The sequence below is a fragment of the Aequorivita capsosiphonis DSM 23843 genome (genome assembly GCF_000429125.1).
Classification (GTDB): domain Bacteria; phylum Bacteroidota; class Bacteroidia; order Flavobacteriales; family Flavobacteriaceae; genus Aequorivita; species Aequorivita capsosiphonis.
On the sequence record NZ_AUBG01000006.1, the window covers coordinates 185,111 to 198,877 of the forward strand.

At 36.3% G+C, this 13,767-nt stretch carries 11 protein-coding genes; 7 read left to right on the forward strand and 4 right to left on the reverse strand.

Annotated elements, in window-relative coordinates; translation table 11 throughout:
- Positions 1-89 precede the first annotated feature (89 nt).
- The 5 genes from G440_RS0105300 (at position 90) to G440_RS0105320 (ending at position 7,877) form a co-directional block, all read left to right on the forward strand.
- Positions 90-3,296 carry a T9SS type A sorting domain-containing protein gene (locus G440_RS0105300; RefSeq protein WP_026450350.1) on the forward strand — a complete coding sequence of 1,069 codons (3,207 nt, stop codon included), beginning with the start codon at positions 90-92 and terminating at the stop codon, positions 3,294-3,296.
- Between the two features lie 54 nt (positions 3,297-3,350).
- Positions 3,351-3,872: a DUF4136 domain-containing protein gene (locus G440_RS0105305; RefSeq protein WP_026450351.1), complete on the forward strand. Its 522-nt coding sequence runs from the start codon at positions 3,351-3,353 to the stop codon at positions 3,870-3,872.
- Positions 3,873-3,994: 122 nt separating this feature from the next.
- Entirely contained in the window at positions 3,995-4,969 is a 975-nt protein-coding gene (locus tag G440_RS0105310; protein WP_245574830.1) for a tetratricopeptide repeat protein, read from the forward strand.
- 192 nt (positions 4,970-5,161) lie between these two features.
- Positions 5,162-6,523, forward strand: a complete 1,362-nt coding sequence (locus tag G440_RS0105315; protein WP_026450353.1) for a UDP-N-acetylmuramate--L-alanine ligase — start codon at positions 5,162-5,164, stop codon at positions 6,521-6,523.
- A gap of 697 nt (positions 6,524-7,220) precedes the next feature.
- The gene (locus tag G440_RS0105320; protein ID WP_026450354.1) at positions 7,221-7,877 is read left to right on the forward strand and encodes a hypothetical protein; all 657 of its coding nucleotides are present in this window, start codon (positions 7,221-7,223) and stop codon (positions 7,875-7,877) included.
- Positions 7,878-7,881: 4 nt separating this feature from the next.
- On the opposite strand, the gene G440_RS0105325 is transcribed toward G440_RS0105320, so the two are convergent.
- The 4 genes from G440_RS0105325 to G440_RS0105340 form a co-directional block, all read right to left on the reverse strand.
- Positions 7,882-8,499 (reverse strand): FMN-binding negative transcriptional regulator, encoded by a 618-nt coding sequence (locus G440_RS0105325; protein ID WP_026450355.1) that lies wholly within the window; start codon positions 8,497-8,499, stop codon positions 7,882-7,884.
- Positions 8,500-8,637: 138 nt separating this feature from the next.
- Positions 8,638-10,128: a cellulose synthase family protein gene (locus G440_RS0105330; protein WP_026450356.1), complete on the reverse strand. Its 1,491-nt coding sequence runs from the start codon at positions 10,126-10,128 to the stop codon at positions 8,638-8,640.
- Complete coding sequence (locus tag G440_RS0105335; protein WP_026450357.1) at positions 10,125-10,850, reverse strand: glycosyltransferase family 2 protein; 726 nt, start codon at positions 10,848-10,850, stop codon at positions 10,125-10,127. Before G440_RS0105335 ends, G440_RS0105330 begins: the two co-directional genes overlap by 4 nt.
- Complete coding sequence (locus G440_RS0105340) at positions 10,850-11,329, reverse strand: toxin-antitoxin system YwqK family antitoxin (protein ID WP_026450358.1); 480 nt, start codon at positions 11,327-11,329, stop codon at positions 10,850-10,852. Before G440_RS0105340 ends, G440_RS0105335 begins: the two co-directional genes overlap by 1 nt.
- A 193-nt stretch (positions 11,330-11,522) precedes the next feature.
- On the opposite strand from G440_RS0105340, the gene G440_RS0105345 reads away from it, so the two are divergent.
- Together G440_RS0105345 and G440_RS0105350 are read left to right on the forward strand one after the other, a co-directional pair.
- Positions 11,523-12,404, forward strand: a complete 882-nt coding sequence (locus G440_RS0105345) for a hypothetical protein (RefSeq protein ID WP_026450359.1) — start codon at positions 11,523-11,525, stop codon at positions 12,402-12,404.
- A gap of 30 nt (positions 12,405-12,434) precedes the next feature.
- Positions 12,435-13,430: a fasciclin domain-containing protein gene (locus G440_RS0105350; RefSeq protein ID WP_026450360.1), complete on the forward strand. Its 996-nt coding sequence runs from the start codon at positions 12,435-12,437 to the stop codon at positions 13,428-13,430.
- Positions 13,431-13,767: the final 337 nt, after the last annotated feature.

Here is a 13,767-nt window from a genome sequence, read left to right on the forward strand (position 1 = left end):
GATTATTTTTCTAAATTCTTAAAATTTTCTTAAAAAAACTTTCATAAGTACTTTTTATTCTTTTTCTTACGACTTTGAATTTATGTATTATGAAAAAAGGATTACTCTTCGTATTATTTTTAATTTCTTTTGTTGGATTTGCACAGTGTCCTTCTGATCCAATTACGCTATCCTCCCAAGCGGAAGTGGATGCTTTTTTAATAGACTATCCAAATTGTGCCGAAATTAGTTTTGGGATTACAGTTAGCGGGAATGATGTGGTAAACTTGTTAGGGCTTGAAAATATTGAAATAATAAATGGTGAACTTAATATCCATAATGCATCGGCCTTATTGTCATTAGATGATTTACATTCCTTGGTGCAATTGGATAAACTGAGAATTGATACTACGGGAATTATTGATATTACAGCACTCGGAGGAGTAAACATCTCTCAAAGTGTATATATAAGTCGAAATTATGATTTAAACAACTGTAATATTTCTAGTATTGAGCCAATTTTAGATGTTCCAGAAACCTATATTCAGTACAATGCTTTCAATTGCGATAAAAACAGACTCTTAAATAATTTTGGCGATTGCCCCAAGGTTAACTATGAAATCACCTCTCAAACCAAAGCGAATAATTTTCCTTTGAGTTACCCAGACTGTACGCAATTAAGTGATTTTTGGATAATATCTGGCTCCGATATTAATGATTTAACGCCTTTTTCAAATATTACCAATTTTAGAAATTTAAGGATTCTCTCTAATCCCATATTAGAAAACCTACAAGGCCTTGAAAATGTAATTGCTGTTAAGGAATTAAACATCTCTGATAATCCCAATCTAATAAATCTTCACGAGCTTAACAGTATTAGTACTTTCGATAATGTATTTATAATCAATAATGATCTTTTGGTAAATCTCGTTGGGTTGGAGGGACTTACGCAACCTAACCAAAGTGCCCAAGGTATTATCACCTTACGCGATAATGATTTACTTAATAGTCTTGAGGGCTTAGATAATTTATTTGATATTGATTATTTTAATATTGAAAACAATAATTCTTTAACAACTTTTAAAGGTTTAGATGCTTTACAAACGGTGTATGAGTTAGTAGTTAAAAACAGCCCTAACCTTACTAGTATTTCGGCGCTACGGAATGTTCAAAGTTTTAATCGCCTCGAAATTAATAATACTAATGCCTTAAGTGCAATTGGGTTTGGTGCAGATTCAAACTTTACTATTGGTTATTTATATCTTAAAGGCACTTCGCTAGAAACTTTACAGGGTATGGAAAAACTGGTGGAATTAGAAAACAGTCTTCGTATAGAAAGTAATCCTAATCTTTTAAATCTAAATGGACTTCAAAATGCAACTGGAGTAAATTATCTGGAGCTTAGAGACAATACAAGTCTAAATGATATAAGCGATTTATCTGGTATTAATCGTGCAAATTCTATAAATATTATTGATAATGATAATCTCGTTTCTCTGGATGGGGTTAATTTTAACTCAACGGGCTATCTCAACTTGATTATTAAGGACAATGAGATATTAAGTGATATTTCTGTGCTTTCGGGACTTTCAGGAGAATTGGGAGGAGTAGAAATTATTAATAACCCGACGTTAGCAAGTCTGTCCAGTTTAAATAATTTTACGCAGGTGGATCAACAATTTTTCATAGAGGAAAATACAGCATTAATAAGCTTGGACGGTCTGCAAAACATTAGCCAATTTGGTTATGCCATAAAGCTTAACGTTAATAATTCATTAACAGATATCACGAGCTTAGAGAATGCCGATTTGACATATATTAATACTTTAGAAATTACAAACAATGAAAATTTATCGCAGTGCAGTATTCTTTCTATCTGTAATTTTCTAAATAATGGAACCATTACTCCTATAATTGAAAATAACGCTACGGGATGCGCTAGTAAGAATGAAGTTTTGGTTAATTGTGGTATTACAAACAACATTATTGAAGGTACAATCAATTTTGACTTTGATAATAATGGGTGCGATGGAAATGATTATGCCGTAAACAACATTTTAGTGTCTACAACGGATGGAACTTCCACTTTTACTACTACTACCAGTGAGGTTGGAACGTATTCTTTTTTTGTTGGTATAGGAACATTTAACACTGAAATTAATCCTGAATCTCTGCCAATAAATTTTCAAGTGCTTCCTAATACTATCGAAACCACTTTTACGGATTATGGAAATACTGAAAACGTCAATTTCTGTTTAACGGCCACTTCGGTATTTAATGATTTAAAAATAGTTCTTCTTCCTCTTAATGCTGCCCGTCCCGGCTTTGATGCCGAATATCAACTTCTGTATGAAAATGTTGGCACAACAGCATTAAGCGGTGAAATCACGCTACAATTTGATGATTCACGACAAACATTTTTGAATGCGGTACCCAATGCAATTAATGTAAGTGGAAACACAATTACTTGGAATTACGCAGATCTTTTACCATTTCAGTCCGAAACAATACTTATTAATTTTAATACATTACCTCCGCCAACAAACAATTCTGGAGATATTCTCGCTTTTGAAGCTATTATAAATCCTGTGACAGATGACGAAAACCCACAAAATAACACCTACAATCTGGAACAGATTATTGTAAACTCCTTTGATCCCAATGATAAACAAGTAAATCAAGGGGAAGAGATTTATGAAAGTGAAACAGCTAATTATCTTGATTATATAGTACGTTTTCAAAACACAGGAACTGCCGATGCTATAAACGTTCGTATTGAAGATTTGCTAAGTGATAAATTAGATTGGAACACTATCCGTCCTTTGTCTGCAAGTCACGAGTACAGGGTGGAAATTATAGACGGCAACCATGTTTCCTTCATTTTTGACAATATCAACTTGCCGCCAGAGGCTTCAGACCCTGAAGGCAGTAACGGTTTTGTGGCTTTTCAAATTAAACCTATTCAAAATATTGCCTTGGGCGATGTGGTTCAAAATACTGCGGATATTTATTTCGACTTTAACGCAGCCATCGTTACAAATACCGTCTCAACAACCGTGGTGGAAAATTTGGGTGTCGAGGAATTTGGTTTAGATGGAATGGTTCAATTGTACCCAAACCCCGTTTCTTCAAGCCTTCAAATAAAAATTCCCAAAATCATTTCCTTCGAAAAGGCAACAGTTTATTCTCTTTTAGGTGAACAGATTCTTCAAACTTCAGAAAAGCAATTAAATTTGGATAACCTTTCTGCAGGAATCTATTTTGTGGAAGTAGTAACCGATAAGGGAAATGTTACGAAGAAAATTGTTAAAGAATAATCAAGCTCAAAACTAGAAGTATCTTTTTTCCGTATTTTTAATAAAAATTAAGCAATGAAGTTACTCCCAATATTATTACTTTCCATATTTCTAACTTCCTGCGGCGCTAGCGTGGCGGTAGATTATGACAAACAAGTAGATTTTTCAAAATACAACACGTATAACTATTTTCCCACTATAGATTCTGGTCTTAGCGAATTGGACGATGATAGAGTCATTCAAGCAGCTGACAGTTTGTTGCAGGAACGCGGATTTGTAAAAAGTGAAAGTCCCCAACTGTATATCAATTTTTATGCACGTGAAAGTCTTTCCAATTCCCGAAACACTATTGGTATTGGTGTAGGTGGCGGGGGTCGTAATGGTGGGATTGGAGTTAGTGGAGGCATTCCTATTGGTGGAAAAGTTATAAACCAACGCTTAACCATGGACTTTATAGATGTTCAAAAAGACGATCTTGTTTGGCAAGCCATTGCCGATGGTGAAATGAAAGAACGTGCAACGCCGCAAAAGAAAGAAGCCTACTATTATTCGGTGATTCAGAAAATCTTAAAAAAATATCCTCCAAGAAAGAAGTAGGCAGTAGCAGTTGCAGTATTCAGTAGGCTCGATATTTATCCCGCGTAGAAGGTTGAAATATTAATTAATCGGTTGACTTCGGAGCAGCAAGTTTTTTAAATTTGAACATTGAACATTGAACATTGAATAATATCACTATCATCAAACGATTAACTCTTTTACTTTATATCCTTCCCTTGTTTATGGTTGCCCAAACCAACTATCAACAAGCAGAAGAATACTTTAAACAGGAAAAATTCAGTAAGGCGAGACCTGTTTTTGAAAATTATATAAAGGAACATCCCACCGACAAAAAGACGCAAGAATATTTGGGTGATATTGCGGCTTATGGCGAGGAGTGGGATAAGGCGATTTCGTATTATAAAGAATTAGTTGAAGAAGAACCAAGCAACGCCAATTACCACTTTAAGTACGGTGGAGCACTCGGAATGAAAGCCATGTCCATTAGTCGTTTACGTGCCATAACCTATATTGGCGATATTAAACGCGAATTTGAGACGGCCGCAAAGTTGGATCCAACCCACATAGATACCCGTTGGGCATTGATAGAGTTCTATATTCAGGTTCCCGGAATCTTGGGTGGAAGTGAATCCAAAGCACTTGAATATGCCAAAGATCTTTTGAAAATCTCTCCTGTAGATGGCTATTTGGCCGAAGGTTATATTGCTGAATTATCTAATAGACCGAAGGATGCGGAACGTTATTATAAAAAAGCAATTGAAGTAGGAGGTTCCCCGCACACCTATGAAAAACTTTCAAAGCTTTACGAAAACAACAATCAACCGGACAAGGCAATTGCGGTCGCTTCCAAATCCCTGAAGCTTCATAAACGCAATCAACTTAATTATCAGATAGGGAAGGTTTGTGCTAAATATGATATAGATTCCCAATACGGAATAGAGTGTTTGGGTGAATATATCGCGAATTATACAATTACAGATGGAGTGCCGAAAGAATGGGCATATTACCGACTTGCTCAGATTTATAAAAACCTCGGCGAAAAGCAATTGGCGCTTACCTGGATAAATAAAGCATTGAAGAGTCCCGATGATTTTAAGGAAGCCAAAAAGGAAAAATCGCTCATTTTAGCGATGTAAGCTTGAATTCCGTTGCGATAGATCTTGGGATGAGAATTAGAAAAAAGTATCTTTACACAACAAATATAACCCAAATCATGCCGGCACTGAGCGCAGTCAAAGTGTGGAAGGGCTAAACCTTTAAACTAATACCCCAACCCTAAAGGGAGCTATTATTCTCCCCTTTAGGGGGCAGGGGGTAAAGCAAAACATATGAGAATCCACTTTATAGCCATTGGCGGCAGCGCGATGCACAATCTTGCATTGGCATTACATCAAAAAGGAGATACGGTCACCGGTAGCGACGACGAGATTTTTGAACCTTCCAAAAGCAGATTGGATAAAAAAGATTTATTACCCGAAAAAGAAGGTTGGTTTCCGGAGAAAATCACTTCAGAAATTGATGCGGTGATCCTGGGGATGCACGCCAAAGTAGATAATCCAGAACTTCTAAAAGCAAAGGAGCTCGGACTTAAAATCTACAGCTACCCCGAGTTTTTATACGAACAGTCCAAAAACAAAACCCGCGTAGTGATTGGTGGTTCTCACGGGAAAACTACAATTACCTCCATGATTCTTCATGTGATGAGCTATCACGGAAAAGAGGTTGATTATATGGTAGGTGCACAGTTGGAAGGTTTTAATACGATGGTGAAAATAACCGAGAATAATGATTTTATGGTCATTGAAGGCGATGAATATCTGTCTTCACCTATAGACCGTAGACCAAAGTTTCATCTATATAAACCAAATATCGCTTTGTTAAGCGGCATTGCTTGGGACCATATCAACGTTTTTCCTACTTATGAAAACTATGTGGAGCAGTTCGAAATTTTTATAAAGGAAATAACCGATGGTGGCGCGCTAATTTATAACGAAGAAGATACTGAGGTAAAACGAGTTGTTGAAGAAGCTACAAACCCGATTAAAAAATATCCGTATCAAACCCCAGAATATTCCGTGGAAGATGGAACTACGCTTTTAGATACGCCAGAAGGCCCGATGCCTGTTGAAATTTTCGGAAAGCATAATCTAAACAATCTGGAAGGTGCCCGTTGGATCTGCCAATTGATGGGTGTAGATGTCGATGACTTTTATGAAGCTATTTCTACTTTTAAAGGCGCAAGCAAACGTTTGGAGAAAATTGCTGAAACTAAAAATTCTGTGGCTTATAAAGATTATGCACATTCTCCAAGCAAGGTTAAAGCAACAACCCAAGCAGTAAAAAATCAATACCCCAATAGAAAACTCATAGCATGTTTGGAACTACACACCTACAGTAGTTTAAATCCTGAGTTTCTAAAAGAATACAAAGGAACATTGGATGCAGCCGATAGCGCCGTGGTTTTCTATTCTCCACACGCCGTGCTTATAAAGCAGCTAGAAGAAATAAAAGGCGAGCAAATTGAAGAAGCTTTTGATCGAGATGATTTGGTGGTTTTTACAAATCCAGCCGATTTTAAAACCTATCTCTATTCCCAGAATTATGACGATACCTGTTTGCTTTTAATGAGCAGTGGAAATTATGGCGGTTTGGATTTTGAAGAGGTGAAGGAATATGTTGAAAGCGTTTAGGACTATCTTTTTGAGATAGAAACCCTCAGCTTCCTTAGCACCTCTGCGATGAAAAATAATCACAGAGGCACAGAGGTCACAAAGTTTAATTTGGTGCTTTGTCCTACGTCCTATAGTCCTAGGTCATTTTTTAAGTTTTTCCTCAATAAATCTTGAAGAAAACCTTCTCCTGATCAGAAATTATGCTAGGCTAGATTTTGAAGAGATCAAAGGATATTTCAATAAGAAAAAGTCAATTATAGGCCATAGCTATATCCCGGAGGGATTAAATGTTTATAGAAAACCGATACGCTTTATGATACGACCCCGTCGGGGTCGAATTTTGCGTTTTATAATTCGATCTATAAATATATGAATCCTTCGGATTCTGGGGTTTGATTTTAAATCGTAAAAGGGATATGTTGAAAGCGTTTAGAACATTGTTTTTTGAAATAGAAACCCTCAGCGTCCTCAGCGCCTTTGCGTTTATTATTCACCGCAAGGACGCAAAGGACGCAAAGTTCAATTCAGTGTTTTGTCCTACGTCTTATGTCCTATAGTCCTATGTCAATTTTTATAGATTCCTCCATAAATATTTAAGAAAACTTTTGTCTGAGTCTAGATGATAATCGATTAAATTTTGGGGTGGTGAATAGAGATTTGAAATAAACCTAGTCTTCGTCACGTTATCATAGCACTAACAACTAAAACTGAATCTATGAAATCTTTGCTCTTATCCTGCTTTGTTTTTAGCCTGATCTTTATCTCTTGTAATAAAGATGACAACCAACCTGAAGAACAGCAACAAACTGAATCGAATTTTTATGCTTTAACTATAGGAAACTCTTGGAGGTACGAATATTTTAAAAGAATTGATAGAACGGACGAATTTGAAAGTTTAAATGCTTTCGATGATGTAGCTATTACAGGAACATCTGAAATTAATGGGAACACATATTATACGTTTGAAACCACTACATCGGGAAATGATAATACTAGTATTCTTGTACCAGAAAATGGAACAGTGGTTACAAATTTAAGAGATTCCCTTGGTTATTTAATTAATGAAAATGGAGTAAAACAATTTTCCTATTCCAATCCTGATCAAGAATATTTAATTAGACAGATGACTAATGAACTTAATATATATGGTGTACTAACTGAGAGTGATAGCGCTTTGGAGGTTCCTGCTGGAAATTTTGAGTGTTTCGTTAATGAACTTTACGTGAGATTCTCAGATGGAAATACTTCCCCAGGTAGAGATTTTTATTTTTATTCTGAGAGAATTGGAAAGATAAAATCTACTATTTCGTGGGTTTCAGATTCCTTGCATAGTGCTGAAATAAGATTGGTTTCTTACAGTTTTCCTAACTAAAAACTTATTTATAAATAGCTTCAATAAATCCCGAGACATCTTTTCGGGATTTTTTTATTAATTCATTTTTTGCGTTCTCGAAATCTGCTTCGTTTTTATTTTGAGAGAGCTTAAACTTTCCTTCCCAATTGGTGATTTCAATTTCAAAAGTTTGGATGTAATTGATAAAACGTTCCATTTTTGAATCGTCTTTCTTCAGAATATACCTATCCGTCATTTTGGTGGGGTTTTGTTCACTTCGTTCTAAAACTTCAGTCATAGCAATCATGGTTTTTTTGACTGTTTCCGCATCATTTAAAAGCTTCAGTTTTCCTGTGATGTGAACTATTATATAATTCCAAGTTGGCAATTGTGGTGTTTTGTAGATGCTTGGAGAAATATAAGTATCAGGACCTTTAAAAACGATCGTAACTTCGGTACCATCCTTTAACGTTTCTATTTGCGGATTGATTCGGTCTATGTGCGCGACTAGCTTTTTTGAAGTTTCATTATAGATAAAAGGGATATGCGTTATAAATGGTTTCCTATCCTTGGCCGTAACCAACATTCCCAACGGAAAATGCTGGATTACCAAAATCATCTTTTCAATATCGTGGGATTGGTGGTGTGATGGTGGATACATATTGATTTTAGATTGCCGATTTACAATGGCTGATTTTCGAGCGAGCTACTTTGTGGTCCTTTGTGTCTACTTTGTGGCTCTCTGTGGTAAAGCTATTACGCAAAGTTGCACAAAGATTCTCAAAGTTTCACAAAGTTTTTAGGCCTTAGAGGTCAAGGATTTAAAAAACACAAACCCAAACCCTAGAAAGAGCATCAAATGAAAAGGAAACAGTCCAAAGTCGCCACCGTGATCGCCAACAATAAATGCACTATACATTCCGAAAGCGAAATATAGCATCAACACACCCTCAATTATCACATTTGGTGAAGTGTTTTTAGTGACGTATTTATTGCCTTTCCAACCATTCTTTAAATCGCCGATATTGAATTTCGGAGTTCGGATAAATTCACTTTTCTTTCCGAAATGCCCTTCCAAAACTGCAATGGAATTATGTACAGAGAAACCCATTGCTACCGAAAAGAAAGTAAAAAACATTCCTATATATTTTAGAAATCGTTTAAATCCGCCACCGTAAATACTTTTAAAAGTAAACCAATAACAAATAAAAAAGATGATTGTGCTTATCACAAAAAAGCTCATTACAAAGAAGTAAACTTTTAAATGTTCGTATTCGTTTTTAATATAAAGCATCGGAATACTTAATATCGCGACGATAAGAATATTCAAAAACATGGTACTGTTCAGCAGATGCAAAAAACTGTGAATTTTAGTTTTTGAGGAAAGATCAGGACTTTTAAAAACGCGCCAAGCCATTTTTTGAAAATTCTCTGCGCCACCTTTGTTCCAACGAAATTGTTGCGAACGCGCTGCGCTAATTACCACAGGAAGTTCGGCGGGAGTTTCCACATTTTCCAAATATTTAAATTTCCAGTTTTTCAACTGCGCACGGTAGCTGAGGTCGAGATCTTCGGTTAGCGTATCGCCTTCCCAATTGCCGGCGTCTAGAATACATTCCTTCCGCCAAACACCCGCAGTTCCATTGAAATTAATAAAATGCCCTTTAGAATTTCTTCCTACTTGTTCCAAAGTGAAATGTGCATCCAGAGCAAAGGCTTGTACACGAGTAAGTATGGAATAGTCCCGATTTAAATGTCCCCAACGGGTTTGAACCACGCCAATTTCTGGATCTTTAAAATAGGGGATTGTATTTTTTAACCAGTCTTTCTTCGGAAGAAAATCCGCGTCAAAAATAGCTATATATTCACCTTTGGCAGTTTTTAGACCTTCCTTTAATGCGCCTGCTTTAAAGCCTACTCTGTTTTCACGAGAAATATGTTGAATGTCTAAACCTGTTTTCTGAAGGGCTTGAATGTGGATAGCCGTTTCTTCAAAAGACTCATCGGTACTATCGTCCAAGACTTGTATTTCTAACTTATTCTTCGGATAATCAATTAGTGCAATATTTTCCAGCAATCTATCCATAACGTACAATTCGTTATAAACAGGAAGCTGAATAGTGACAAAAGGAATTTCTTCTTCTTGTGAAAAATCGAAAGTAGGAGAATCTTTGTGGTTTTTGCGGGCACTCAGATAGTTAAATAGCAAGTTGAGTTGCGCCAACGCGTACATAAAAATGAGGAGAAGGGCAATGGAGTAAACTGCAATGATTATTGATTCAAGAATCATTTTTTGAAACTGTATTTAAAAATCCAGGTTAGAATTTTTACGCCTGCAAATATAGCACCTTTTACTGTACCTGAAACTTTTGAAACACCAATCCGGTTTTTGTATTTCACTGGAATTTCGACATAGGTGAATTTCTTTTTGAGCACCTTCAGTTGCATCTCAACCGTCCAACCGTAGGTTTTGTCTTCCATTTCTAAAGCCAGCAACTTTTCATATTTAATGGCGCGAAAAGGTCCTAAATCTGTGAATGTGGAATTAAAGAAAAGCTTCATCAGTTTGGTTGCTAGTCCGTTGCCAAAACGTTGTGGGAAACTCATGGAGCCTTTCTCGCTGAGTTCTTTCACTCGTGCTCCCACCACAAAATCGATATTATCTTCAATAATAGGTGCGACGATTCTTGACAATTCTGTAGGATAATCGCTATAATCGCCATCTAGAAAAACAACAATATCCGGTCGTTGAGCGGAGCGTTGTGCTGAGCCTGTCGAAGTGTCGAAACGCGAAATGTGTTCCATTCCTTTTAAACACGCATATCCATAACCTGCATTGGGTTCAAAAAGTACGGTAGCTCCGGCTGATTTCGCAACTTCCGCAGTATTATCGGAGGAATTGTTGTTCACCACAATTATTTCTGAAACTATATTTGGAATTTCAGCAATCACCTTCCCAATCGCTTCTTCCTCATTATATGCGGGGATTATTACTTTTATATTTTGTTTCATTAAAAACTTGCATCTGGATTATCTTGTTTAAAGGCTGAAATGCTAGTCCAAGTACCTGTCTTCAAGTCGTTTTTATATTTTTCGGCTCTTATCAAATTATTATTTTTATAGCATAAGGCATATCCATTTTTCTTATTGCTTTCGAATTGAATCTTAGATTTATAAGGAGTGCCAATTTCGTAAAAAATCCACCAATTCTCGGCACTTCCATTCACAAAATGTCCCTCTTTTTTAAGGTTAGCACCTTCGTCAAAGAAATACCAATAACCATTTTTTTTATTGTTTTTAAAAGGACCTTTTGAAGAAAGATTTGCGTTTTGGGTATAAAACTTCCAATATCCGGATTTATAATTGTTTACGAGCCAACCTTCTGATTTTATGATCCCGTTTTCATAATAGTTTTTTATGTATTGCTTGTTGTCTGAGGGGGCGTATATATTGGTGAAAATACTTAAAGCGAAAAATAGATAAATAGACATGTATAGTATGCTAATGGTTAAGACGTGAATTTGTTAAATACTGACATTTAATCTGGCTGAAATTCCTTCAGACTTTTTCTGCGTCATCTTATCTACGACTAAACTTGGAAGGAGGTTTTATTTACCGCTAATAAAACCACTCCTTTCTTTTCTGCGTAAATGATGGTATAATCTTAAATTAAAACACTTAAAAATGAAACTACCATCAAAATTATTAGCAATGCTTTGCTTGTTGACATCCTCGTTACTACTCGCGCAAAGCCCCGTAAGCGGGTTTATGAAAAAAAACAATGAGGGCTCTGTCGTTATTTCCTATTCTATGGAAAAATATGACAAGGTCTTTTTAGTGCCCCAAGAAGTAGATGGTGTACCCGTATTTAATGAAGTTACAAATACCAGTATCTCCCTTTATGGTGAATTTGGAATTACAGACAACTTGAACGTTGTATTTAATGTTCCCTATATTAAATCTGAAGGAGAGGCTACCGAAGGAACGCTTGAATCTCTTGGATTCGAAAATACAAGAGAAGGAATTCAGGATTTAAGTCTGTATGTTAAGTACAATTTTCACACCTTTAACTTAGGTAAGAGTGACTTAAGTTTTATTGGTTCTATAGGTCTCGAGACTCCTCTTAGTGATTATGAAGCCAATGAAGGGCTTCAGTCAATTATCGCGATTGGTAACCACGCCAGTAGTTTTAATGCTCTTGGGATCGCGATGTTTAAAACCGATTCTGGGTTTTTTACAACAGGACAAGTAGGATATAGCTTTAAAGACAGTGGCGCTCCCCATGCTTTCTTGAGTCAATTGAAGGTGGGATATGCCGCATCAAAATTTTATGTTGATGGCTACATTGCAAACCAACTTTCTGAAAAAGATGGAGTAGATATTCTAGGCGAAGGTTTTACAGGTTATTTTCCTGCAACTCGTGTAAACTATACCCGTGTGGGTCTTAATGCGTTTGCACCCATTTTTGATGGCATAGGCATTTCAGCAGGTGCAAATACTTATATCGCTGGACGTAATCTTGGTAAATCCACTGGATTTTACGGCGGATTGGTCTATTCTTTCTAAAAAAACATTAATATCCTAAAAAACACTAATATGAAAAATTTATATATAAAATCAGTAATGGCATTAGCCTTAATTTTCACATTTGGCGCTTGTGAAACCGAATCAAACTTCGAAGATTCAGCACCTTCAATATCATACATTGCAGTATCAAACCCAGCTTTCAGTGCATTAGAAGCGGCAGCTGTTTATGGTGGAGTAGCTGGAGTTTTGAGTAATAGCAATCCAAACGATCCTGATGGAAACTACACCGTTTTTGCTCCAAATAATGATGCTTTCGCCCGTTTGGGTCTAAATGAAGACAATCTTGGGGTTCTTCAACAGTCTTTTTTAACCAATACCTTGTTATATCACGTTTCCAATGGAAACTCTTTTGGTAGTTCTTTTGTAAACGGTTCTACTTCAACGTCTGCACTTAGTTTGGACAGAAGGTTTATAACTAGAGGAGGAGATACTTATATAAATGGGTCAAAAATATTGGCAACAGATATCAACGCTAGTAATGGTACAGTTCACGTTATTGATAAAGTAATGATAGCCACTGGAGGCGATATAGTACAATCTGCAATAGCACTACAAAGTGCACAGGTTTTTAAAGCACCAGAGTTGACTTTTCTCGTTGAAGCTGTTGTATATGCCGATTTGGTTGGTGCTTTAACTGCTTCAGAAGGAAGTCCTTCTTTTACTGTATTTGCCCCAACGGATCAAGCTTTTAAAGATCTTGGAACCGCGCTTGGCTTGACTTTTACGCAACCAACAGATATTAGACAATTGCCAAAGGAGGTTGTTGCAACCGTATTATTGAATCATGTAATAGCCAATGGCGGTAAATTTACATCAGAACTTGATGCGGGTATACTAAGCCCATTGGGTGGAGATCCCTTAACACTTGGAGCATATACTAACGGAACCTTAACCGTTACTGGAGTTGGAAACGGGAGTGCGGTAGCAAATATGGCGATTCCAGATGTACAGGCCACGAACGGCGTTATTCACGTTATTGATAGAGTTTTATTGCCCAATCTATAGTTGTTTCTTTTTTTGTTAATTGTTAGTTTAAACAGCACCTTGAGCCCCGCTCAACGGTGCTGTTTTATTTTTATATGTATTTCGTTTTGTTTGAAGAGAATCTTCAGTTCTAAAAATATTGTAACCTTCATCTCTTTAGAAAGCTAAAGTGTTATAAAAATCATTTAGCCTACAATTTGGAACTTATTTTCAACTCAACCCCCACGACTTCTTTTACCTTAAAGTGAAGCTATCAAGAAATTTCATAATAGTGAAGGTTTTATGAATAGATAAGTTGAATAGTTTGAGTGGTAAGCTTGGAAACAGGAATCCGTGTACATTTGCGCATCAAATATTT